The sequence below is a fragment of the Nocardia seriolae NBRC 15557 genome, from assembly GCF_007990715.1.
GTDB classification, from domain to species: domain Bacteria; phylum Actinomycetota; class Actinomycetes; order Mycobacteriales; family Mycobacteriaceae; genus Nocardia; species Nocardia seriolae.
Map to the genome: position 1 here is coordinate 12,294 of NZ_BJWY01000057.1, position 23,055 is coordinate 35,348.

Genomic DNA, 23,055 nt, shown 5'->3' on the forward strand with positions numbered 1-23,055 from the left:
GGGTCGGCGCGAATGCGCTCAGGCGAGCTGCTCGCGGAGGAACGCGACGGCGTCGGTGAGTGCGGACTCGCCTTCGGGATGGGTGGCCTTGTCCTTGAAGAATTGCACGAAGCCGTGTTTGGACGCGGGATAGACGCGGTGGGTGGCCGGGACGCCGACGGCGGTCAGTGCTTCGGCGTAGGAGATGGCCTCCTCGCGCAGTGGGTCGTATTCGCCGACGAGGATCGCGGTGGGCGGCAGACCGGCGAGATCGCCCCGCAGCGGTGAGACGCGTGGGTCGTCGATGCCGATGCCCGCGGGGAGATAGGCCCGCAGGGCGTTGGTGTTGACCAGCCGGGTGGGGAAACGGTCGCGCCCGAACTGTTTCCAGGAGTCGGTGTCCATCCGGTTGCTCAGGCCGGGATAGAACAGCAATTGGGCGGACAGGGTGGGGCCGTTGCGGTCTCGTGCGCAGGCGGCGGCGACGGCGGCGAGGTTTCCCCCGGCGCTGTCGCCGCAGATGACCAGGCGTGTGGGATCGGCTCCGAGCGTTTCGCCGTGTTCGGCGGCCCAGTCGAGCACGGCGAGCAGATCGTCGAGTCCGGCGGGGAATGGGTGTTCGGGCGCCAGCCGCCAGTCCACGGATATCACCAGCATCTCGGCTCGATTGGCCAGCGCCCAGCACAGCACGTCGTGGGTGTCGAGGTCACCGGAGACGAAGCCGCCGCCGTGCGCGAACACCATGATCGGCAACGGCCGCGGGTCGTCGACACTCGGGCGGTAGGTGCGCACGGTGATGCAGCGGTCCGGCGCGGCCGCGGGAATGGCCATCCTGCGCAGCTCCGCGACCGGGTCGGGGTCACCGGCGGTCGGCATCAGCGCCCAGTAGCTCTCGCGCATGCCGCGCACGAAGTCGATCAAATCGGGATCGTTCAACAGGACGCCTTCCTCAGGATATTGAATCTTGTTCCGGTGCAACACCATTCGCCGCACGATGGCCGCAGTCCCGCGCGCGGCGAAGCCAGCTAGCCGATGGTGTTCACTTCGTACAGGTGAACTGCATGACGTCGATCAAGCCCGAGCGGAAACGGTCGGCGCAGCCGGTGAGGTAACGCATGTAGGTCGCGTAGGTCTGCTCACCGCACAGTGCGACCGCATCGTCCCGGCGCTCCTGCAGGGCCTGCGCCCAGTGGTCCAGGGTCCGCGCGTAGTGCAATTGCAGTGGCTGGATCTGCCCCACGGTGAAGCCGCCCGCTTCGGCGTATTCCTTGACGCCCTTGAACGCCGGGCTGTACGGGTAGGGCAGGCACCCGCCGGGGAAGATGTCCTTGCGAATGAATTTGAGGAACTCGACATCATCGCGGGTGTAGGTGATCCCCTGGTCGTGCAGCTGCCCCTGGGTGTACATCACGATGGTGTGCAACAGCATTCGCCCGTCTTCGGGCAGCGACGAATAGGCGAGGTCGAAGAATTCCGGGTAACGCTCCTTGCGGAAGTGCTCGAACGCGCCGATGCTGACGATACGGTCGACCCGCCCGTCGAACTCCTCCCAACCCTGCAACCGAACCTCGCCCCGGCCCGCCCCCAGCCGCTGGTCGAGCAGCGCGCCGACGTGCTCGTACTGGTTGCGGCTCAAGGTCAGGCCGATGACGTTCACGCCGTACCGTTCGGCGGCCCGCAGGATCGTCGAGCCCCATCCACAGCCGACGTCGAGCAGCGTCATGCCCGGGCGTAGATCCAGCTTGCCCAGGGTCAGATCGATCTTGGCCAGCTGAGCCTGTTCGAGCGTGAAGTCGTCCTGCTCGAAGTAGGCGCAGCTGTAGGTGCGGGTGGGATCGAGGAACAGCGCGAAGAACTCGTCCGACAGGTCATAGTGCGACTGGACGTCGGCGTAGAAAGGCGTGTACTGACTCATTCTTCCTCCGTCTACTGGAATGTTCGGGACAGAGCTGAGCAGCGAAATCACAACAGGATCAGGTGAATCTGCGCGGTAGCTGGGTGCGGTGGTAGTCCACGAAAACACTGCCCGCACCGACGCCGAGAACCGATCATAGGGGTTCGAGCCGGTCGCCCAGGATGGGGCCGCCATCACCGGTACGCAGGAACGAGTCCGAGCATGGCGATTTCTTGTCAGTGAACGGCATTTTTGCCACTGGCAGCCAGCACTGAGATTGCTGAAAAATCACCAGGGTGATTGAAAAAGTGATAGCAACGGCGGTATTGACGGTGTCCGCGGCATGGCCCACGGTCGTGGCGGCCGCGCCCGTCGACGACTACGTGAAGTGCACGGACCGCATCGATTACGCCGGCGATCCGCGCCCGAACGTCGAGATCAACATGCTCGGCGAATGGCTCGGGTACTGCCCTCCCCCATGTTCTGACCGCGACCATCGAGGAGATCGACAATGACCGGCACCGACGAGAAGCTCACCGCCCTCGGCATCGAGAAAATGCTCGAGGACTACTTCGACCTGATCTACACGCAGAACATGGATCTGTTCGACCGTGTATTCCATCCGTCCGCGGTGCTCTATTCCGCGCAGGACGGTGTCGTGGTGGCGCGTCCGCGCGAGGAATATCGAGAACTCATGCGGGCGCGGCGCTCCCCCGAGCAGAACGGCGCGCCTCGCGACGACAGTGTGCTGCGGATCGACGTGCTCTCACCGGAGATGGCGATGGCCAAGGTGCGGCTGCGGCTCAACGACAACATCATGGTGGATTTCCTGAATCTGCTTTTGGTCGACGGACATTGGATGATCGTCGCCAAGCTCTACCATCGGAAGCTGTCGCGGCGGGCCCGGCAGGGGGTGTATCGGGCGCTCGCGTACGGGAATCGGGAGCGGCTCGCGGATGCGATGCTGCCGCGGGTGCGTGACCTGTACGGGGATCGCGAGGCCGCGCGGATGCTGGCGTTCTGTTCGGCGAAGGTGGTGACGGAGTTGCTGCCGGAGCTGGCGTATGCGGCGACACACCGGTCGGGGCTGGGGCATCGGCACATCGGCGTGATCGTCGACTATGTGAGCGCGCGGGCGGCGGACGCGGGCAAGGACGAGTGGCGTGAGCTCTGGGAGTGGCTCACCGCCGACGTGCACGCGGCCGCGGGCCACGACCCGGCGCAGGTGCTCTCGCTCGCCGCGCAGGCGGTCACGCTGATCCCGATCTCTGCGCTGAAACCCGTTGCGGGCCAGCTGACCCGGCACGATCCGGACGCGATGTGCGAGCTGATCCTGCATTCGAGCGGGCGCGGCCGGGTGCTGATGGGTCCCGCGGTCTGGCGAGCCCTGCGCGGGCTGCCCGATGATCGACTCGAACGGCTCTACGAGGCCTGCGCACCGCACGAACGACACCGATTCCTGCGCATCCTGCCACCCGCGCGGCGGACCGCGATCGCCCGCCCCCTGCTGACCCGCCCCGGCCTCGGCCCCGGCGCGACCGACCTGGTCGCGCTCGACGCCCTGCCCGGACGCGAACGTGTCGCCATCGCGCGGGAACTGCTCGCCCGCCCGGGTGGCGCGGACATCCCGGAGATCGCCGAGCTGCTCACCGCCCGGCTGCCGTGGTCCGAGGCGAAACCCATACTGGCCGAGGCGATCCGGCGGCCCGAGGCCGAGGAACGGGCACGCGCCTACCCCGGCCTGGTGACCGCGGCCGTCGGCACCCGCGATCCGGAGGTCGTCGGCGAGCTGCTGGACCTGCTGAAGCGCCTGCGCAATGAGCAGGATCCGGTGCGCCGCAGCGCATTACACGCGGTGACGACGATTCCGTCCCTCATCGAAGCCGGTCACCTGCCCGCGCTCGAACAACTGGCCGGCGATGCGCTGCAGGCCCGCGACCGCTCGTATCAGAGCGTGGCAACCATCGGGACCCTCACCCGCACCCTGCTGCTGCGCGGCGCGCAGACCGGCGACAGCGCGTTCACCGACACCGCCTTGCGACTCACCACCCGGCTGGCCGAGCTCTCCGCACCCCTGAATCTGACCGGGCTGCACCACAATCTGCCGCGCGGCATGGAGCATCGGCTCTTCGCCGCGCTCCGCCGACGCCTGCTCGACGACGCCGCTCGTGACAGCTGGGCACTGACCCTGGAATTGTCCGACGGGCTGCGACGGCGCGCCTACGCCCTCACCGAACTCCAGGACCTGGTTCTGAAAGCCGTTACCGCGCACGATGATTCGACCGTGCGCTGGGCGGTGCGGCTGGCGTTGGCCGCACCCGCCACCCGCGACTCGCACCTGGACGGCCTGCTGCGCCGCGACCGATCGCTCATCGCGCTGCCGGAGGTGCAGGCGATCATCGCCACGCGACGCACGGACCTGCTCGACACGGTCCTCGGCGGGGCGACCTCGGGCCGCTTCCTGTCCAAGAAGATCCGATTCGTACCCGGCTTCTACACCGGATTCGACCGCTGGACACCACGCCAGGTGGACCGGTACGCGGCCCTGCTGGACACCTACGCGCGATCGTCGAAAGCCTCAGTCGCGGAACGTACCGACGCGGTCCGCCGGTTGGGCCTGCTACCCGGAACCTTCGATCGTCTTCGCCCTTATATAAGGGCAGACGATCTCACCGTCGCCGAGGCCGCGCTCACTGCCCTCGGCCGCAGCGACGAACCCGAGCGAGCCATCGCGGTGCTGGCCGCCCACACCGGCGACGACAAGGCGCGGGTCGCGGTGAGCAGCATCAGCGCCTGCGCCTATGCGATTCCGCCGGATCGCCTGGGCACCACCCTGGCACCGCTGCTGGACTCGCCGAAGATCACCGCGGTCAAGGAGGGCGTGCGACTGCTCGCCGTCCTGCACGCCCCCGACGCGATGACGATCATCCGGGCCCGCTGGGATCGGCCGGGCACACACCGCGACATCCGCCGGGCGGCCGTGTTCGCCACCCGCTGGCTGCTGGATCACGAGCAGGCGTGGCAGCTCGTCGCCGAGGCCGCCGCCGATCCCGAAGTGGCGGGGGCCATTCTCGACCTGCCGCCGCGACAGCTGCCGGTGCCGCAACGGGAACGCTTCGCCGCCTTCCTGCGCGACCTGGCAGCCGGATCGGATCACCGCGTGGCCGGTGCCGCGATGGACGCACTCACCCGCTGGCACCGGTGGTCCCCGGCGGACACGAGCGCGGTCCTCGTCGATCGTTTCACCGATCTGTCCGAGCTGGGCCTGTGGCAGACCGCGATGCGGGCCATCCTCTCCCGGGTGGCCGCGGAGGGCGACCCGAGCGTCCTGCTCGCCATCGTCGACCGTCTCCCGGACACGGCGTTGCCCGGCCGGGATCTGCCTGCCCGGCAACGGCTTTCCACCTTGCTGAAATGGCTGACCACCACCGTGCGCAACAATGACGCCGCCCGCCCGGTCGCCGCACCGGTCATCGAGCGGCTGGCCGCGGATCCGCTCTGGCACGGACAGCTCATCGAGCTCGCCATCGCGGCCGTGCGCTGGACCGAGGCCGAGCCGACCGTCGCCGCGGTGGAAGCCTTGTCCGCCATGGCCTCCGGCACGCTCACCGGCCTGCCCGCCGAACAGCTCGCCGCCCGGCTCCCCCGCGATCTCGGTGGCGGCCCGGCCGACCTGCTGGCCCCCGATCGCCACCGCTCTGGCCGCGAGTCGCCGGGCGTCCAGCGCACTGGTGGCCGTCGCACTGACCGCCAGGTGCGGTTCCGGACTCGGCTGGCCCGCACCCTGGCCCGATCTCCTGACGAGGCTGCGCGAGCATCCGGACCTCGACGTCCGTCGCGGCGCGAGCGCCGTGTACATGACCCCGGAATAACGGGACAGGCCCGGAACCTGGTGATTCCAGGCCTGTTTCTCACCCCGCCAGCGCGGGCTGCGATGCGCCGCCGAACCGCAGGGCCGGGTCGTCGATCGGGCCCTTGCGCAGTCGCGCGAGGTCCGAGGCGTAGGTCATCGTCACCGTCCACGGGCCGGATGTGCCCTGCTTGGGCAGGGCGCCGGCCGCGCGCTGGACGTAGCCCGCGTGGAAGTCCAGCATCGGACGGCGCTCGACGGTCCGGTCTGCGACCGGCTCCACCGTGTCGTAGCCGCGCTCGTCCATCAGCGCCAGCATGCGGCACAGGTGCTCGCACACCAGGTCCAGCTTCAGCGTCCACGAGGAATTGGTGTAACCGATCGCGTAGCCGAAGTTCGGTACTCCGCTGAGCATCATGCCCTTGAACGCCAGCGTCTCCCCCACATCGATGGGCGTGCCGTCCTTGCTCAGCTGAATGCCGCCGAACGGCAACAACTTCAGGCCGGTGGCGGTCACGATGATGTCCGCCTCCAGCTGCTTGCCGGACTTCAGCGCGATGCCGTGCTCGGTGAACCGGTCGATGTGATCGGTCACCACGTCGGCCTTGCCCTGACGGATGGCTTTGAACAGATCGCCGTCCCGCACCGCGCACAGTCGCTCGTCCCACGGGTTGTAGCCCGGCTTGAAGTGCACGTCGACATCGAACCCGCGCGGCAGCAGGGCCTTGTTCACCTCGCGGATGATGCGCCGGGCCACGGCCGGATGAAGTTGGCTCACTTCCCAGATCAGGCGCTGCCGCGCGATATTGAGCCGCCGGGTGGCCCAGTAGGCGGTGTGGTCGGGCAGCAGTTTGCGCAGGGCGACGGCCACATAGTCCTTGCCGGGCAAGGGGATCGCGTAGGTCGGCGAGCGCTGGAGCATGGTGACGTGCGCCGCGTCCCCGGCCATGGCGGGCACCACCGTCATCGCGGTGGCTCCGCTGCCGATCACCACCACGCGCCGCCCGCGGTAGTCGAGGTCCTCGGGCCAGAACTGCGGGTGCACGATCTGCCCGGCGAAGTCCTCCTGGCCTTCGAAGTGCGGCGCGTACCCCTCCTCGTAGGAGTAGTAGCCCGCCGCGCTGAACAGGAACTGGCAGGTCATCTCCTCGACGCGGCCGGTGGCCACCTGCTGCACCCGCACGGTCCAGCGTCGTTGCGCGGTCGAGAAGTCCGCGCTGAGCACCTTGTGCCCGAAGCGGATGTGCGGCATGAGCGCGTCCTCGTCGACGGCCTCATCGAGGTAGTCGAGGATCTCCTGACCGTCGGCGATCGCGTAATCCCTTGTCCACGGCTTGAACTCGAAGGCGTAGGTGTGCAGATCGGAGTCCGATCGAATGCCGGGATAGCGGAACAGATCCCAGGTGCCGCCGATCCGGTCGCGAGCGTCCAGCAGCACGAAGGACTTGCCGGGCAGCAACTTCTTCAGATAGTGGCCCATGCCGATGCCGGAGAGTCCGGCTCCGACGACCAGCACATCCACGTGCGTCGCCCGGCTCTCCCGAGACCCGGTGGTCTTCGGCTCACTGCTCATCGTGCTGTCCTACTTTCCTTCGAACTGACATGGTCGGGGCGGGCGGCCGATTCGAGTTCCGCCCAGGTGGTGAATTTGACGCGCGGCCGGCCGGTCGCGGAACCGAGCACCGATTCCGCGGAGTCGATGGCCCGCCACCCCGCCGAACCGATCGCGCGCGGCGCCCGGCGGGTGAGGATGGTCTCGAAGGCGCGTCGCGTGCCGCCCGGTGTGGGCAGCAGACCGCGATCGAGGTCGTCGAGCAGCGCGGTCACCGTCTGCTCGGCACAGCCCTTGTTGGTGCCGATGTAGCCGGACGGGCCGCGTTTGGCCCAGCCCGCCACGTACACCCCCGGCCGGACCCGGCCGTCCTGGTGCGCTATGGTGCCCGCGTCGTCGTCGAAGGGCAGGCCGGGCAACCGCCGCGCCCGGTGGCCGATGGCGTGCAGCACCAGACCGGTGTCGATGACCTCGGTGTCCTCGGTCATGGCCACCCGGGACGTGCCGTCCGCGCCGGATTCCACTCGGGTGCAGGCGATTTCGATGCCGCTCACCCGATCCGATCCGGTCAGGCGCACCGGAGCGGCATGGAACTTCAGCACGATCCGGCGGGCCGCGCCCGTGGCGGGCCGTGCGGCCAGCTCGGCCAGCAGCGTGGTCTTGGCGTCGACCGGTCTGATCGGAGTGCCGCCGGTGTCGACGCCCACATCGACACCGGGCAGCGCGGCCAGCCCGATCAGCTCGCCGATGGTGCAGGCCGCCGACTCCGGTCCGCGCCTGCTCAGCACCACGACCTCGCGAATATCGCTGGTACGCAGGGCCGCGAGCGCGTCGTCGGCGATGTCGGTGTGCGCCAGGCGTTCCGGGTCGGCGGTGAGGATGCGGGCGATGTCGAGCGCGACATTGCCGTTGCCCACCGCCACCGCTCGCGCGGTGTCCAGCGAGGCGGGCGCGGTGACGTGATCGGGATGGCCGTTGTACCAGGCCACCAGATCCGAGGCGGCCACACTGCCCGCCAGCTCTTCGCCCTCGATGCCCAGGGCCTTCGGGTTCGGCGCACCGACCGCGTAGATCACCGCGTGGTAGTGGTCGGCGAGTTCGTGGTGGGACACGTCGCGGCCGACCTCGACCCCCAGGTGATAGGCGAAGCCCGGCTGGCCCTCGATCGCCCCGAACAGCCGGGCGATTCCCTTGACGGCCTGATGGTCGGGCGCCACCCCGGAACGCACCAGTCCGTACGGCGTCGGCAGCCGGTCGAATACGTCCACCGCCACCCCGACGTGTTTCAGCAGCTCGTCGGCGGCGAACAGCCCGGCGGGACCGGCCCCGACCACCGCGACCCGAATCGGGCGGTGCGGGGCCAGCTTCCGCTTCGGCGGCGCCAGCGCCAGCGGGGTGCGATCGGCGTGCGGGTGGTCCTCGTAGTAGGCCGCGTTGAGCTCGAGGAACGGCAGCTGTGCCGGGGTCAGCGTGGTGTGCGGGACGATCGCGTCCACCGAGCAGGCGGTGGCGCAGTTGCCGCAGTCCACGCAGGTGCGCGGGTCCACGTAGAGCATCTCGGCGGTGGCGAAACCCGGTTCGCCCGGCGCGGGGTGGATGCAGTTGACCGGGCACGCGACGACGCACGAGGCGTCGTTGCAGCAGGGCTGGGTGACGACGTAGGGCATGTCAGGCCGCCGACCGCTGCGCGGGCTCGCTACGGAATCGCGAGGACGGGCCGTCGATGCCGAGCAGTTTCCACACCCGGGCCGAGATCGGGTTCATCAGCCGGGCGTCCTCGGCCAGGCCCCGGACGTCGGCGAAGACGTCGTGCAGCTGCTGGCGGGAGTCGGGGATGTCCCAGAAGGCCTCGCGGATCACGCTTCTCGGAATGTCCAGCGCGTCGGTCATCTCCTTCGGCGGGATGACGATCACGTCGCAGAGCACGCGCATGATGATCGGGAAGGCGAGCGAGAGCAGCGCCCGCCGGGCGGGCGGGTAGCTCGCCACGGTCTCGCGCAGGTAGCGGTGGGCGAAGGAGATGTGGCGGGCCTCCTCGGCGACATGGATCTGCATGATCCGCTGGATCAGCGGATGCAGCTCGATTCCCGAACGCAGATACGCCTTCTGGATGTGATCGATCGGCTCCTCACCGGCCAGCACACCGGTCCAGAACAACTCCGGGACCAGCTTGCCCGCCAGCGAGACGAACGGCCCGGCATGCCGGAACCACCGCCGCGCCCCCGGAACATCGGCCCCGGAACGGTTGACGAACTCCTGGAACATCTGCGTGTGATGGCACTCCTCGGTGGCCTCGTGGGTCAAGTAACGGAACTCCGGGCTGCCATTGGGCATGTCCATGACGAACGCCATGATCCCGCCGATCAGGATCTCCTCGAAGGTGCGCCCGACCTTGCAGACATTGGCCTGCCGCCAGATGCCGATCTCGATCCGCCGTTCCAGCGGCAGGGCCAGATACCAGGGATGCCGCCCGAGCGGATCCACCTCGGGCAGCACCCAGCGCGGATCGCCGCGGTCGATCGCGTAATCGGGGTTGTCCCAGTCGATGTCGGTGAAGGCGTCGAAGTGCACTGCCACCGACGCCGCGGACAGAGTCCGCACGGCCTCGTCGAATGTCTGCGTCGCGGTCATGTCGCTCCCGGTCGATCGGCGGCCCACCCGGGCCGGATATATGTGTTACCGAGAGTTGCACTTTTCATGCCGCAGGCCAACAAGCCGAAGGACACACAATTCATGGGCCTTTCGACCCTCCGCCACCCATCTCCCGACCTCCGGTCGATCCGCCGAACAGGTTGCGAGCGCACTGCGTTCAGGCGATGGCCCGGGCTCGGGACGCGCTGGTCGCGGCGAGAACGAAACCGGCCACGGCCAGCACCATCAGGAATAGCGACCCGCCCACGGGAGGAACTTCGAGGTAGGGGTGGCCCGTCGCACCGAACAGCGACAGCCGGGTCACCCAGGCGGGCCAGTCGAACATCGGCGCCACCAGGGCGAGCAGATACGAAGCCCCGAGCACGATCGCCAGTCCCGCAACGGCATAGCGCGGCATCCAGGTCACGAGCCAGGTCGCGACCGCGCCCAGTCCGGCAGCCAGCAGCAGTGCGCTCAGGGCCACGCGAGCCAGACCGGCCGGATCGAGCGAGACGTCGACGACCCGCGCGCCGATCAGCAATCCGGCGAGGGCGGCGGCCGCGATCACGATGGTTCCGGCGAGCACCGTGATCAGCCGCTGGCGGATCAGCGCAGTGCGCGACATCGGGGTGGCCAACAGCAGTGCCAGGCGGCCCTGTTCGCGATCGTTCACCCAGCTCGCGGCCTGGGTGACCACATATGCCGCCACGATGGGGCCGGTGAATTCGGAGACGAAGCCCAGGTATTGGGTGCCGGCGCTGAAACCGGGGTCCACCTGCAGCATCCGGCGGGTGATGTCGAACTTGTCCCACATGTCGATCACCTCCGGCTCTAGCCAGGCCATCAACCCGAGCGCCGCGGCGGAGGCCGTCGACCAGACAGCCAGCCCGGCGCGCTCGCGCAGCATAGTCGCCGACCACAGCCGGTGCAGCATCGGGCGCTGTACTCGCACAACGGATCCCGCGCGCCGAGCCGGGCGCGCCCACGGCGAATTGCCGACATCACGGCGGCCGAAAAGCCACGCCGCGATCCCGGTCAGAGCTGCGGCCGCCGCCAGCAGGCCGATCAGCGAGAGCACGTCGAAGCCCGCGCCGGGGACCAGGGCACGGCACCGCGCGAAGTAGTAGAACGGCGAGAGGAACCGCAGAAACGTCAACGGCCCGAACCGGTCCCACACATTGGTGTAGAGGTAGAGCGCCACCACGATCAGTGCCGCAATCGCGCTCGACGACCGCGCGGTCACACCGAGTTGTGCTATCACCGCGCCGAGTCCGTAACCGGCGACCGCGCACGCCGCTGCGGCGAAGGCGATCGCGAACGAACCAGCGGTGTCCGGGTCGCCACCTACGGCCATCGCCAGTGCCAGCCCGGCGCCGACGCCGACGCCGATCAGCCCCAGCACCATAGCGAATCCGAGAGCGCGGTCGCGTACCAGCTGTGCGCGGGTGCGTCCGGTGGCCAGGAGCAGCTCGACCGAACGCCCGGACTCGGCCCCGCGAACCGCGCCGACCCCCTGCACCGCAGCGTAGAGGGTCAGGAACAGCACCAGCAGGGTGACGTTGTGATAGGTCAGGTAGCCGCCGAGTGCGTCGAGCCGATCGGCGGGCCAGCGCAGCAATCGCATCGCCTGCACACCGGCCTGCATGCTCTCGGCCATGCCTTTGGGGCCGCCCGCGAAACGCTCTGTCTCACTGCGGAATCCCGCGCCGATGGCCGTCATGGCGATCGCGCTGCCCAGGATCCAGCCGAAAATGCCACGGCGGTGGCCGCGGACGGTGTCAACGGCCAGTCGCAGGCTCGGGGGTGGTTTCGAACTCATGCAGGAACACCTCCTCGAGTGACAACTCGTGGCTGTCCAGTTCGACCACACCGGCTGCGGTCAGGACGTCCAGTAGCGGCCGGATCGTGCCCTGGACCGAACAGGTGAGGTGGTGATCGGTGACCCGCGGATCGCCGACGCCGGGAATGCCTTGCAGCCGCTCCGGATCCAAGGTCTCGGAGACGATCGCCTCGATCCGGTGAATCCGTTTGGCCCGCAGCTCGTTCAGCGAGCCGACCTTCCATACCCGGCCGTCGCGGATCAATCCGATGCGATCGCAGACCGATTCGACCTCCGAGAGCACGTGCGAGGACAGCAGCACCGTCGCGCCGCCCGCGACGGCCTCGTGCAGCAGTTCGTGAAAGACCCTCTGCATCAAGGGATCCAGTCCCAGCGTCGGTTCGTCCAGGATCAGCAGTTCGGGGCGGTGCATGAACGCCTGGATCAAACCGACCTTCTGTTTGTTGCCGTGCGAGAGCTCCTCGTACCGGCGGCCGAGGTCCAGGTGCAGCCGATCGGCGAGGACGTGGATGTGGTCCTCGTCGACGCCGCCGCGCAGGCCCGCGAGGGTGCCGATCACGTACCCCGCGGTCACGCGCGGCCACTGGACCAGTTCGCCGGGCAGGTAGCCGATCCGGCGTTTGAGCTGCACGCTGTCGGTGTGGGCGTCGAGCCCGAAGATCGTCGCGTGCCCCTGGTCGGGACGGGTGAGGTCCATCAGCAGCCGGATCGTGGTCGTCTTCCCGGCGCCGTTGGGGCCGATGAAACCGAACGTCTCCCCGAGGCCGACGGTCAGGTCCAGGTCGAAGACGCCGCGGCCCGCGCCGAAGTCTTTCGTCAGCCCCGCACAGGTCAGCACCGGTGCGGCAGCCGAGTGGGCATCGATATCGGAGGTCATGATTCATGGTCACAGCCGGCGCCACGGACCGGCAGAGCCCTTCGTCCCCGACCGACGAGGATCCGGCGACGCAAGCCAGTCCGGCGACGGTGACCACGGCCAGCCCGTTCTTCGATTTCCTACGCTATCGACGGCAGCACGACTTCCCACGTCGGGCGAAAATCACTGGAGTACGGGTCCTTACGACTCGACGCCGGGCAGCGGCACCCGTCCTAGCGGTCGGCGCCGTGCTCGCTCGGCGTGGTCGGGAGCAGCTTGGTCCAGTCGATTCGAGCCAGCAGTACGACCATCAGGAGCAGAACGAGTTGGAGGGCTATCCCGTACCCGGAAGTGACCGCTTCGCGGAACACCGCACCGAGGCTCTGCTCGGCCACACTCGTGGCACCGACATAGAGGGAGTAGCTGACCAGTCGTCCGGCGACGAACGCCACGGTGATCGGCGGCAACCGCCGACCCATCAGCCCGGCGGCCCAGATCATGGGGTCCTCGCGCTGTCGGTTCGGTGGGACCGGGTCGGCGGGCGGGCCTCCCACAGGCGGCCCGCCGCGATGACCACGCCTGCCCACAGCGCGCCCAGCACCCAGCCGGCGAGGACGTCGCTGAGGTAGTGGACACCCAGGTAGACGCGGGAAAAGCCCACTCCCGCAACCACTGCCAGCACCATCGTCCACACAGCAACCTGTCCGGCCAACGATCTGACGCACCACCGGGTGAGCAGCCAGGCACTGATGATTCCGACCACGCACACGCCGGTGGAGTGCCCGGACGGAAACGATGAACCGTCGATGTCCACGGACGGGTGCGGCAGCGCCGGGCGCGGGCGACCGACCACGAACTTGACCGCCACCACGGCGAGCAGGAACCCCGCCACTGCCAGCGCGCCGATGCCGAGGGGCGCGACCGTGCGCGTCGGACCGGCGGCGACAACAACGACCACGGTCATGACAGCGACGAGCATGAGCGGATCACCGAGCCGCGTGAGTGCCGTCATCACCGCCGTGAGTCCGTGATAGCGATGCGCGGCAACCCATCCCGTCAACGGAGTGTCGATCGCGGCGATTCCGTCGCCATCGACCACATTGTCGAGGATGGCGGCGAACACTATCGCCAGCACCGACATCCCGGCAGCGCCGACAGCCGCCGTGACCAGCGCGGTACGGCGATCGGTCGGACCGGACGACCGGGTCATCGTCGTGGCTGCCGAGCGGCGCCGGATCGGCCCGGTGCCGAGTCATATTCGGGTTCGTCCTCGGTCAGGGTGAAGTAGTTCTCCTCCTCCTGCCGGAAGTGCAGTTGCAGCACGGTGTAGAGCCCGTACAGGCAGGCGAGCAGGTCATCGGTCTGCTCGGGGCCGATGCGACCGGCGATCCGCGCCAGGTTCAGATGTGTTTCGATGCGCATCGTCAGCCGTTGGATTTCCGCGTGGGTGCGGCTCATGGTGGCGGTGGCCTCGGCGCTGCCGAGCGGCACTGCGAGTGCGGGATACCGTTCGGCCTCCTCGGCCTGCTCATGCGGTAGCAGCTCCTCGGCGAGGAAACGGTGCGCGTCCTCGACCGCGGCCAGCGCGGCCGCGTCGTCGCCCGGGGCGGCGAGCCTGTCGGCGGCGGTGCGCAGCAGGGCCAGCGTGTCGCGCAGGGTTTCGTGCTCGTCGGCGAAGCGGTGCAGCATGGCCTCGGTGTCGGCGGGAATTTCGGTGCGTAGCGCGGGATTGCCCCGTAAGGCGCGCAGCGCATTGAGGATCACCGCCACGTCGATGCCCTCCTGCAACAACGCACCGGCGGCCGGAGGCAGCCGGCCGAACGCGGCGACGACCATGGCCACCAGCGACAAACCCATTCCGACGACCGCACTCTGCACGGCGATACGGCGCGACCAGCGGGCGGTGTCCATGGCATCGGCGAGACGGTCCAGCCGGTCGGTGGTCAACACGATGTCGGCCGCCTCGGACGACGCCGTCGATCCGCGCGCGCCCATCGCCACCCCCACCGATGCGGCGGCCAGCGCGGGCGCGTCGTTGACGCCGTCACCGACCATGACCGTCACCGCGGCCTCGCATTCGCGGCGCACGGCCTCGACCTTGTCGGCCGGGCTCTGCCCGGCGTACACCTCGTCGAGGCCGAGGACCGTGGCGACCTCGCGCGCGGGCTCGGCTCGGTCGCCGGTGAGCATGACCAGCCGTCGCATACCCGCCTGGCGTAAACGGCGGATGGTGCGAGGTGCGCGCCGCCGCAACGGATCTCGTAGCAGGATGGCCGCGACGAGCTCGTCGACGACGACGACCCACGCGATCGCCGCGCTATCCAGGCTTGCCCGGTTCACGACCGATCGCGTCCAATCGGCGCCGGTGGACCCGTCGGGCAGTTTGCCGACATCGACCCGGCGGCCGTCGACGGTGCCGGACACCCCGCGGCCGGCTTGCTCGACCACCTCGGTCGGAGCCGAGAGCTCGAGACCGCGCGCAAGAGCCTCGGTGACGATCGCTTCGGCCAGTACGTGCGGTGACACCTGGTCCACCGAGGCCGCGAGGCGCATCATCTCGTGTGCGTCGCATCCGGGCGCGGCGATCAGGTCGACGACCTTCGGACGGCCGGCGGTGAGGGTTCCGGTCTTGTCCATCACCAAAGTGGTTGCGTGACCGAGACTTTCCAGCGCGCCCCCGCCACGCACCACCACACCCAGCCGCGAGGCCCGCGACAGCCCGGACACGATGGCCACCGGAGCGGCCAGCAGCAGCGGACACGGAGTAGCCACCACCAGCACCGCGACCGCCCGCACCGCCGACCCGCTCCACAGATACGCGCCCGCGGCGACCAGCAACGCCAGCGGCAGGAACCACGCAGCGTACCGGTCGGCCAACCGCACCACGGGCGCGTTCTCCGCATTGGCCTGTTGCGCAAGCCGCACGATCCCGGCATAGGTGCTATCGGCCGCGGTGGCACCCGCGCACATCTCGAACGCGTCACCCGCATTGACCACACCGCTGCGGACCGGGTCGCCGGGCGCGCGCTCCACCTGGAGCGGCTCCCCCGTCAGTACCGACTCATCCAGCACCGCAACGGTATTCAGGACCCGTCCGTCGACGGGCGCCACTTCCCCCGCCGCGACCACGAGCACATCGCCGACGGCCACCCGGTCGAGTGGAATCACCGTCACCTCGTCACCGGCACGGCGGCGGGCCGATCGCGGCGCGTGTTCGAGCAGAGCACGCAGGTCCCGGGAGGCGCGGCGTTCGGCGGCAGCATCGAGAGCGCGCCCACCGGCCAGCATGACCGCGATCAACGCACCCGCGAGATACTCGCCGACCAGTACCGTTCCCGCCAGCGACAGCACCGCGATCAAGTCGACCCCGGCCCGGCCCTTCAGCAGAGTGGAGATCATCCAGTACAGCGCCGGCACGAACGCCGAAGCCGTCGCCGCGATCCAGAAACCGTCGGCGATATCACGCATGCCCGTCACCCACAGCACGCCACCGATCGCCAGCGCGCCCACGGTCAACGCCACCAGCGCAGGTTCGAACCACGATCCGAACCGATGCTTCCACGACTGTGTGCCGGTTGTCGGCTGGCTCATCGCACACTCCTTCCGGCCGGGGTGACTGCCGACCCGACAACCAGTGCACCGGAACGGCGACCACCAGGACAGGGGACGCGGTCCTGACCACCGGTGCCCTTCGCCCTTCGCCGCCCGATATCCACCGGTCGGGGACTTCGGCGACCTCTTCGGAGTCGTAGTGCTCTGTCAACGGGACCACGCGGGTGGCAACGATCGGAGCACAGAGGTCGATCGAATCGACCCGGCAACCGAAGGACCCCGCTCATGACTTTCCTGGAGATGGTGAACCCGCATTCCGAGCGCCATCGCGGCGAGCATGCGGGCTGGCTGCGGGCGGCGGTCCTGGGCGCCAACGACGGACTGGTGTCGACCGCGAGCCTGATGGTCGGTGTCGCGGCCAGCGGTGCCGCCGCGGGCGCGGTCCTGACCGCGGGGCTGGCCGGGTTGGCGGCCGGGTCGATGGCGATGGCCGCGGGCGAATACGTCTCGGTCAGTTCACAAGTCGACGTCGAACGCGGCGACCGGGCCAAAGAGGAACACGAATTGGCCACCGACCCGGATGCCGAACTCGCCGCACTGGCCGGCATCTACCGCGACCGCGGACTGCCCGCAGAACTGGCCGCGCAAGTCGCCGCCGTGCTGCATGAGAATGATCCGCTCACCGCTCATCTGCGCGACGAACTCGGCCACACCGAAATCACCGCCGCCCGCCCCGCACAAGCCGCGATGGCCTCGGCCGCAAGTTTCTTCATCGGTGGCCTGCTGCCGCTGCTCGGTTTGATCGCCCCGTCCAGCAGTACCCGGCTGGGGCTCATCGTGCTCGTCACCGTGCTCGGACTGGCCATCGCGGGCGTACTCGGTGCCCGAGTCGCCGGTACGAGCACCCTGCGCCCGGCGCTGCGAGTCGTCATCGGCGGCAGCCTCGCCATGGCGGTCACGGCACTGGTCGGTCAACTCGTCCACGTCGCCGGAATCTGACGAGGCCGTCGTCGAGGCGATCGGCCCATCGCCGGAAAGCAGGTCATGTGTGAATGCTCAGGCCGCGGGCCCGGTGCAGGAGACACGGGTGCTGGTCGTGGAGGACGACCGAGGCATCGCCGACGCTTTGGTGCGCGGTCTGCGGCAGGCCGGATACACGGTCGAGGGCGTCCACACCGGACGGGCCGCCCTGGCTGCCGCCACCCCGGATGTAGTCCTGCTCGACCTGGGTCTGCCCGACCTCGACGGTGTCGAGGTGTGTCGGCGGTTGCGGGCGCGTTCGGACGCGGCGATCATCGCCGTGACCGCGCGGGGCGAAGAGGCGGACCGGGTGGTCGCGCTCGACGAGGGAGCCGACGACTATCTGGTCAAGCCGTTCGGGCTGGCGGAGTTGCTGGCACGGATGCGGGCCGTGCTGCGCCGTCGACGCCCGGCCGGACCCGAGATACTGCGGCACGGGCCGTTGACGATCGACCTTCGTGCGCGACAGGTGTTCGTCGATGGGCACGCGATCACATTGACGCCCAAGGAATTCGGCATCCTGGAGTGCCTGGCCGCTGATCCCGGACGGGTGGTGAGCCGACAGCAGATCCTGGAGCGGGCCTGGGACGCACACTGGTACGGTCCCACCAAAGTGCTCGACGTGCACATCGCCGCCCTGCGACGCAAGCTCGGCGTACCCGGGCTCATCGAGACCGTATACGGACACGGATTCCGGCTGGGATCGGTCCAGGAGCGGAATCCATTGTGACGCGCAGGATCTCGTGGACGCTGCTGGTGCTGACCTCGGTGCTGCTGGTGCTGGCGGTCCTACCCCTGGCGGCGTCGCTGACGGCACGCGAACGCATCGCCTACCGCGACGGCCAGCGCGCGGCCACCCGCGTGATCGCGGCGGTCGCCGAAGAGACTCTCTCCGACCACAAATCGGCCGACCCCATGCTCCGGGAGTTGCAAGCCGCGGCTGAGGCCGGTGACTGCGCCGCGGTGTACGACGCGGCCGCGCGCCTGGTAGCCGCTACACCCTGCGCCGCGGCCCAGGGCTGGGATGCCGAGGAGCTGGTGAAAGACGTACTGACAGGCCAGGAACCGGAGCCGACGGCGAACGAAGGCCGCCTGCTGGTCGCGGAACCGGCCGGCGAGGTACACCGACCCGCCGGAGTTGTCGTCCTCGCCCGCGCGGCGGGACCGCTCAACGCCCGCGTCACTGCGATCTGGGGCTGGTCCGCCGCGATCGGCGCGCTGGGACTGGCATCCTCCGCGCTGCTGTCCATCCGCCTCGCCCGGTGGGTCAGCCGCCCCTTGTCCTCCCTGGACACCAGCGCCCGGCGGCTGGGCGAGGGCGCACTCGGCGAACGCGCCGACGTCAGCGACGGACCACCCGAGATTCGCCGTCTCGCAGCCACTTTCAACACCATGGCGGCCCGCACCGAGGCACTCGTGCACGGGCACCAGGCCGTCATCGCCGATGTGTCCCATCAACTGCGCACTCCGCTGGCCGCGCTGCGGCTGCGACTCGATGTCCTCGCCGTCGGTGTCGACGACGACACCGCCACCGAACTGGCCGCGGCACAAGAGGAGATCGCGCGGCTGTCCCGGCTGGTCGACGGGCTGCTGGCGGTCGCCCGCGCCGAGCAGACGACACCTCCCCCCACCGCTGTGCGGGTCGACGAGGTGGTGGCCGAGCGGGTGGCGGCCTGGTCCCCGGTCGCCGAGGAGCACGGAGTGCGGCTCACGGCCGCGTCCGAGGGACTGCCTCCGACGGCAGCGATCGGCGCGGGCCACCTCGAGCAGATCCTCGACAATCTGATCGCCAATGCGGTGGAAGCGATGCCCGACGGCGGAACGATCACCCTCTGCCACCGAGCGACAGGCCGATCGGCCCAGCTACTCGTGCGAGACGACGGTCCGGGTATGACCGCCGAAGCCAAAGCAGTCGCCTTCCGCCGTTTCGGCAACCCGCAGGCCAAGGGCACCGGCCTCGGGTTGGCGATCGTGCACCGGCTGGTCACCGTCAACGGCGGAACGGTCCATCTGGAGGACACCCCCGGCGGCGGGCTGACCGTCGTGCTGGACCTGCCGTTGTCGCCATAGGAAACGCAAGCCGAACATCGCGTCGAGATCTTTACCAGTTCTGAAGAAAACCCGAGCCGATTCCAGACATCCGCCGGCACAGCCTGGAGGGGCACGACGCCGATCCGGGCGTCGATTCCTCAGGAGCACCGCCATGGCACCCTCCCCCGAAGAGCCCTACTCGACACCGTCCTGGGCCGGTTCACCGCGAGCACGTGACCACGGCCTGCGTCGCAGCCGCCGACTGACCGGATGGATCGCCGCCGTCTCCGTGGCCGGCGCGGCGGTACTGGGTGGTGTCTATACCCAACTGCTACAGGGCAATTCGGCCGCGTCGAGTACCCCCGCACAGTTCCCGGCCACCACGGTGGGCGATGACGACGGAGAGTACGACGAGCCGAGCAGCCACGAGGGCGACAGCGAGCGCGGGGCCGCGGTCACCCGACCGACGTTCCCGCCCCCGGTTCAGGCTCCCACCACCACCCGGCAGCCCGCGCAGACCACGACGGGAGCGTCATGACCGACCACGCACCCGCCCAGGTCAGGTTCCCCGCCCTCGGCACCACGGCCGCTCTGTTGGTCACCGATCCGAGCGCGCTGCCGCTCGCGGAGTCGATTCTGCGCGCTGAACTGGCCGCCGTGGAACTCACGTGCAGCCGTTTCCGGCCGGATTCCGAACTCACGCGAGTGAATTCGACCGCCGGGACCCCGACGACGGTCAGCGAGCGCTTCGCCGAAGCGCTCCAGATCGCCTTGCGCGCAGCCCGAATCACCGAGGGACTCGTCGACCCGACGGTGGGCAGTGCGGTGATCGCGGCCGGCTACGACCGCACCTTCGCCGCGGTGCGCCTCGACGATCCTCATCCCGTGGCCGCCTCTCGTCCCGTGCCCGGCTGGCGGCGGATCGCTTTCGACCCGAACACCCGCCGACTGCGCCTGCCGCCGCAGGCCCGACTCGACTTCGGCGCCACCGCAAAGGCTCTCACCGCCGATCGCGCGGCGCGACGGGCCGCTGCCGCCACCGGGAGCGGAGTGCTGGTCAATCTCGGTGGAGACCTGGCCACAGCAGGGCCGGTACCGGAAGGGGGCTGGCGGATCGCGCTCGCCGACGACCACGCGCGGCCCATCCCGGAGCACGACCACACCATCGCCCTGACCGGCGGCGCGCTGGCGACGTCCGGAATCGGCGTACGCAACTGGCGGCGTGCCGGACGCACCCTGCACCACATCATCGACCCGGTCACCGGGGAACCCGCCGCGCCGGTCTGGCGCACCGTCAGCGTCGCGGCGGCCACCTGCGTGGACGCCAACGCCGCCGGTACCGCGGCCATCGTGCTCGGCGACCGGGCCGTCGACTGGCTGCGTGGTACCGCGCTGCCCGCGCGATTGACCAGCCTCGACGGCATCGTCGTCCGTCTCGGCGACTGGCCGCCCGATGCCCACCCCCGCACCCGCGGAGAATCGTGATGACAACCCTCGAGCTCGCTGGAAGCCCGCTCTGGTACGCCAGCCGCTCCTCCGGCACGCTCGCCCTGCTCCTGCTCACCACCACCGTGATCCTCGGAACAGGCTTCGCCGGACGCGCCGCGCCCCGCCGCATCGGCCGCTTCGAACTCGCACTGCTGCACCGCAATCTGTCCCTGCTCACGCTCGCGTTCCTCGTCGTGCACGCGGTGACCGCGATCCTGGATCCGTTCGTCCACCTGAGCTGGGCGGTGTCGATGGTGCCGTTCGTGGCGTCCTACCGGCCGCTCTGGCTCGGCCTGGGCACCACCGCGCTCGACCTGCTGCTCGCGGTACTGCTGACCAGCGCCCTCCGACTGCGGATCGGAGCACGGCTTTGGAAGGCCGTCCATTGGACGGCCTACGCGGCCTGGCCGCTCGCCCTGTTCCACAGCGTCGGGACCGGCACCGATACCCGTCTGTCCCTTCAACTTTGGCTTTACGCGGGCTGCGTGGCCGCTGTGGTCGGCACTGTGTGGTGGCGGCTCGCGAAGGCCGGGCCGGGAGCGGGCATCCGGCGTTCGACAGCCGCCCTCGCCGCGGCCGCCGTGCCGATGCTGCTGACCGCGTTTCTGGCTGCCGGGCCACTGCGGCCCGGTTGGGCCCATCGCGCCGCGACACTGACGATCACCCTCGGAGGTGGACTGTGACCCCCTCGACCGCAACACCTTTCGCACCAATCCATCTCGCGCCCGATCCCGCCGCCACCCGACTGCTGACCGGCTGGTACGAGACCGGACGACCGGCCACTCTCACCGATCACCTCCGTCGCTACGGGCCGCCCCCGGTCGACCGGACGCTCGGCGGTCGAGGCATACCGCCGCTGGTGGATATCGTCGAGGCAGCCGGACTGACCGGGCGCGGCGGCGCCGGATTCCCCGCAGCCACGAAACTGCGTGCCGTCACGGAGCGACGCGGCCGGGCCGTGGTCGTGGTCAACGCGATGGAGAGCGAACCGGCGAGCTGCAAGGACCAGTTCCTGCTCGGCGTCGCACCGCATCTCGTCCTCGACGGCGCAGTCCTGGCCGCGACGGCGGTCGGCGCCGACACCGTCCACGTGTGTGTGCCCCGCACCCGCACGACCCAATATCGCCGGGTGGCAGAGGCATTGGACCAACGGCGACGCGCCCGCCTCGACCGAGTGCGCCTGCTGCCGCACGCCCTGCCACACGCCTATGTCTCCAGTGAGTCGACCTCGCTGGTGCGCTGGCTCAACGGCGGCCCCGCCCGCCCGCAGGGAAACCGACCGCGCACCCACGAACGCGGTGTCGGTAAACGCCCCACCCTCGTTCACAACGCCGAAACCCTGGCCCACCTGGCGCTCATCACTCGCTACGGATCCGACTGGTTCCGGCAGACCGGCACTCGGGATGAGCCCGGCACCATGCTCGTCACCGTCTCCGACGCCAATACGGTACCGGCTGTGTTCGAGATCCGAATCGGTACAACGCTTTCCGCGATCCTCGACCTCGCCGGTCACAGCTGGGAACCGAAGCCGACGATCCTCATCGGGGGATTCGCCGGAACTTGGCTTCCGGCAGAATGTGGGCACACGCCGCTGAGCCGATGTTCCTTGGCCGAGGTGAATGCCGCACCCGGTGCGGGGGTGCTCGTCGCACTTCCCCGCGCAGCCTGCGGGCTGAGCGAGACGGCTCGAATGCTCACCTATCTAGCCGCCCACAGCGCTGCCCAATGCGGTCCATGCCGTTTCGGGTTGCCCTCCGTAGCCGAGGATTTCACCGCTTTGGCCACCGGACGGACCGATCCGGACCTACTGTCCAGGCTGCACCGCCGGATCGGGCTGCTGCCCGATCGAGGTGCCTGCCGTCACCCGGACGGAGCGGCCAGGCTCGCCGCTTCCGCCCTGCACGTCTTCTCCGACGACGTGCACCGGCACCTCACCCACGCTGCCTGTCCGTCCGCCCACCACCCACCTCGCATCCTCGTACCGCCCGCCGCACCCCCGGAGACATGGCGATGACCCGAGCCTCGCCCCTGCGCATCGACCGCATCGCCTGCACCGGCCGGGGACTGTGCGCCGAACTGCTGCCCGAACTGATCACACTGGACGAATGGGGCTACCCCATCGTCAACGATCGGACCATCCCGGATCACCTTCGCGGCCACGCCCGGCGCGCCATCGCCGCGTGCCCTCTCCGAGCTCTCCGCAACGACAAGCCATGACGCGAAGAGCAGTCGCACACGGGTATCGGCTCCGGCAGCAACGCCCGCGACAGGATTCCGGGACGAAAGCGGGTGCCGACGGGGGCGCAAGCCACTGTCGGCCTTCCCGCCGCAGACGTACGGTCCTCCTTACCTGCCCGAAACA

General features: G+C 69.3%; 19 protein-coding genes and 1 pseudogene. 10 read left to right on the plus strand and 10 right to left on the minus strand.

Annotated features, from left to right (window positions below; translation table 11 throughout):
- Positions 1-18: 18 nt before the first annotated feature.
- On the minus strand, positions 19-915 hold the full coding sequence (locus NS2_RS18360) for an alpha/beta hydrolase (RefSeq protein WP_197707893.1): 897 nt from the start codon (positions 913-915) through the stop codon (positions 19-21).
- Between the two features lie 103 nt (positions 916-1,018).
- Positions 1,019-1,894, minus strand: a complete 876-nt coding sequence (locus NS2_RS18365) for a cyclopropane mycolic acid synthase family methyltransferase (protein ID WP_033087391.1) — start codon at positions 1,892-1,894, stop codon at positions 1,019-1,021.
- 275 nt (positions 1,895-2,169) lie between these two features.
- Between NS2_RS18365 and NS2_RS18370 the strand changes: the two genes are divergently transcribed.
- Together NS2_RS18370 and NS2_RS37595 are read left to right on the plus strand one after the other, a co-directional pair.
- Positions 2,170-2,388, plus strand: coding sequence for a hypothetical protein (locus NS2_RS18370; protein ID WP_146162556.1), 219 nt, complete (start codon positions 2,170-2,172; stop codon positions 2,386-2,388).
- A gap of 41 nt (positions 2,389-2,429) precedes the next feature.
- A pseudogene (locus NS2_RS37595) lies at positions 2,430-2,744 on the plus strand (nuclear transport factor 2 family protein); the annotation flags it as partial.
- A gap of 3,040 nt (positions 2,745-5,784) precedes the next feature.
- On the opposite strand, the gene NS2_RS18380 reads toward NS2_RS37595, so the two are convergent.
- The 8 genes from NS2_RS18380 to NS2_RS18415 form a co-directional block, all read right to left on the minus strand.
- Positions 5,785-7,296: a flavin-containing monooxygenase gene (locus NS2_RS18380; protein ID WP_147207225.1), complete on the minus strand. Its 1,512-nt coding sequence runs from the start codon at positions 7,294-7,296 to the stop codon at positions 5,785-5,787.
- Positions 7,293-8,942, minus strand: a complete 1,650-nt coding sequence (locus NS2_RS18385; protein WP_033087393.1) for an FAD-dependent oxidoreductase — start codon at positions 8,940-8,942, stop codon at positions 7,293-7,295. Before NS2_RS18385 ends, NS2_RS18380 begins: the two co-directional genes overlap by 4 nt.
- A gap of 1 nt (position 8,943) precedes the next feature.
- Positions 8,944-9,906 (minus strand): AurF N-oxygenase family protein, encoded by a 963-nt coding sequence (locus NS2_RS18390; RefSeq protein WP_033087394.1) that lies wholly within the window; start codon positions 9,904-9,906, stop codon positions 8,944-8,946.
- A 178-nt stretch (positions 9,907-10,084) separates the two neighbouring features.
- Positions 10,085-11,725, minus strand: coding sequence for an efflux permease Rv1217c-related protein (locus tag NS2_RS18395; RefSeq protein WP_052086286.1), 1,641 nt, complete (start codon positions 11,723-11,725; stop codon positions 10,085-10,087).
- Positions 11,685-12,623, minus strand: a complete 939-nt coding sequence (locus NS2_RS18400) for an ABC transporter ATP-binding protein (protein ID WP_052086287.1) — start codon at positions 12,621-12,623, stop codon at positions 11,685-11,687. The genes NS2_RS18395 and NS2_RS18400 overlap by 41 nt, the downstream gene beginning before the upstream one ends.
- Before the next feature lie 212 nt (positions 12,624-12,835).
- Positions 12,836-13,102 (minus strand): hypothetical protein, encoded by a 267-nt coding sequence (locus NS2_RS18405; protein ID WP_052086288.1) that lies wholly within the window; start codon positions 13,100-13,102, stop codon positions 12,836-12,838.
- Positions 13,099-13,812, minus strand: coding sequence for a phosphatase PAP2 family protein (locus tag NS2_RS18410; RefSeq protein ID WP_052086289.1), 714 nt, complete (start codon positions 13,810-13,812; stop codon positions 13,099-13,101). Before NS2_RS18410 ends, NS2_RS18405 begins: the two co-directional genes overlap by 4 nt.
- Entirely contained in the window at positions 13,809-16,193 is a 2,385-nt protein-coding gene (locus tag NS2_RS18415; protein WP_045437040.1) for a heavy metal translocating P-type ATPase, read from the minus strand. The genes NS2_RS18410 and NS2_RS18415 overlap by 4 nt, the downstream gene beginning before the upstream one ends.
- Positions 16,194-16,439: 246 nt before the next feature.
- On the opposite strand from NS2_RS18415, the gene NS2_RS18420 reads away from it, so the two are divergent.
- The 8 genes from NS2_RS18420 (at position 16,440) to NS2_RS18455 (ending at position 22,910) form a co-directional block, all read left to right on the plus strand.
- Complete coding sequence (locus NS2_RS18420; RefSeq protein WP_197707892.1) at positions 16,440-17,153, plus strand: VIT1/CCC1 transporter family protein; 714 nt, start codon at positions 16,440-16,442, stop codon at positions 17,151-17,153.
- A 49-nt stretch (positions 17,154-17,202) separates the two neighbouring features.
- Positions 17,203-17,904 (plus strand): response regulator transcription factor, encoded by a 702-nt coding sequence (locus NS2_RS18425; RefSeq protein WP_052086291.1) that lies wholly within the window; start codon positions 17,203-17,205, stop codon positions 17,902-17,904.
- Positions 17,901-19,244 (plus strand): sensor histidine kinase, encoded by a 1,344-nt coding sequence (locus NS2_RS18430; RefSeq protein WP_045437046.1) that lies wholly within the window; start codon positions 17,901-17,903, stop codon positions 19,242-19,244. The genes NS2_RS18425 and NS2_RS18430 overlap by 4 nt, the downstream gene beginning before the upstream one ends.
- Before the next feature lie 133 nt (positions 19,245-19,377).
- Positions 19,378-19,743: a hypothetical protein gene (locus NS2_RS18435; protein WP_147207226.1), complete on the plus strand. Its 366-nt coding sequence runs from the start codon at positions 19,378-19,380 to the stop codon at positions 19,741-19,743.
- Positions 19,740-20,690: an FAD:protein FMN transferase gene (locus NS2_RS18440; RefSeq protein ID WP_036550669.1), complete on the plus strand. Its 951-nt coding sequence runs from the start codon at positions 19,740-19,742 to the stop codon at positions 20,688-20,690. Before NS2_RS18435 ends, NS2_RS18440 begins: the two co-directional genes overlap by 4 nt.
- Entirely contained in the window at positions 20,690-21,376 is a 687-nt protein-coding gene (locus tag NS2_RS18445; RefSeq protein WP_033087398.1) for a ferric reductase-like transmembrane domain-containing protein, read from the plus strand. The genes NS2_RS18440 and NS2_RS18445 overlap by 1 nt, the downstream gene beginning before the upstream one ends.
- Positions 21,373-22,707 (plus strand): NADH-ubiquinone oxidoreductase-F iron-sulfur binding region domain-containing protein, encoded by a 1,335-nt coding sequence (locus NS2_RS18450; protein ID WP_052486611.1) that lies wholly within the window; start codon positions 21,373-21,375, stop codon positions 22,705-22,707. The genes NS2_RS18445 and NS2_RS18450 overlap by 4 nt, the downstream gene beginning before the upstream one ends.
- The gene (locus tag NS2_RS18455; RefSeq protein WP_230464193.1) at positions 22,698-22,910 is read left to right on the plus strand and encodes a ferredoxin; all 213 of its coding nucleotides are present in this window, start codon (positions 22,698-22,700) and stop codon (positions 22,908-22,910) included. The genes NS2_RS18450 and NS2_RS18455 overlap by 10 nt, the downstream gene beginning before the upstream one ends.
- Positions 22,911-23,055 lie beyond the last annotated feature (145 nt).

Excerpts from the sequence above, each read along its gene's own strand:
- NS2_RS18365 (WP_033087391.1), bottom strand. The coding sequence starts at position 1,894 with ATGAGTCAGTACACGCCTTTCTACGCCGACGTCCAGTCGCACTATGAC.
- NS2_RS18380 (WP_147207225.1), bottom strand. The coding sequence starts at position 7,296 with ATGAGCAGTGAGCCGAAGACCACCGGGTCTCGGGAGAGCCGGGCGACG.
- NS2_RS18385 (WP_033087393.1), bottom strand. The coding sequence starts at position 8,942 with ATGCCCTACGTCGTCACCCAGCCCTGCTGCAACGACGCCTCGTGCGTC.
- NS2_RS18390 (WP_033087394.1), bottom strand. The coding sequence starts at position 9,906 with ATGACCGCGACGCAGACATTCGACGAGGCCGTGCGGACTCTGTCCGCG.
- NS2_RS18395 (WP_052086286.1), bottom strand. The coding sequence starts at position 11,725 with ATGAGTTCGAAACCACCCCCGAGCCTGCGACTGGCCGTTGACACCGTC.
- NS2_RS18400 (WP_052086287.1), bottom strand. The coding sequence starts at position 12,623 with ATGACCTCCGATATCGATGCCCACTCGGCTGCCGCACCGGTGCTGACC.
- NS2_RS18405 (WP_052086288.1), bottom strand. The coding sequence starts at position 13,102 with ATGATCTGGGCCGCCGGGCTGATGGGTCGGCGGTTGCCGCCGATCACC.
- NS2_RS18410 (WP_052086289.1), bottom strand. The coding sequence starts at position 13,812 with ATGACCCGGTCGTCCGGTCCGACCGATCGCCGTACCGCGCTGGTCACG.
- NS2_RS18415 (WP_045437040.1), bottom strand. The coding sequence starts at position 16,193 with ATGAGCCAGCCGACAACCGGCACACAGTCGTGGAAGCATCGGTTCGGA.
- NS2_RS18420 (WP_197707892.1), top strand. The coding sequence starts at position 16,440 with ATGACTTTCCTGGAGATGGTGAACCCGCATTCCGAGCGCCATCGCGGC.
- NS2_RS18435 (WP_147207226.1), top strand. The coding sequence starts at position 19,378 with ATGGCACCCTCCCCCGAAGAGCCCTACTCGACACCGTCCTGGGCCGGT.
- NS2_RS18440 (WP_036550669.1), top strand. The coding sequence starts at position 19,740 with ATGACCGACCACGCACCCGCCCAGGTCAGGTTCCCCGCCCTCGGCACC.
- NS2_RS18445 (WP_033087398.1), top strand. The coding sequence starts at position 20,690 with ATGACAACCCTCGAGCTCGCTGGAAGCCCGCTCTGGTACGCCAGCCGC.
- NS2_RS18455 (WP_230464193.1), top strand. The coding sequence starts at position 22,698 with ATGGCGATGACCCGAGCCTCGCCCCTGCGCATCGACCGCATCGCCTGC.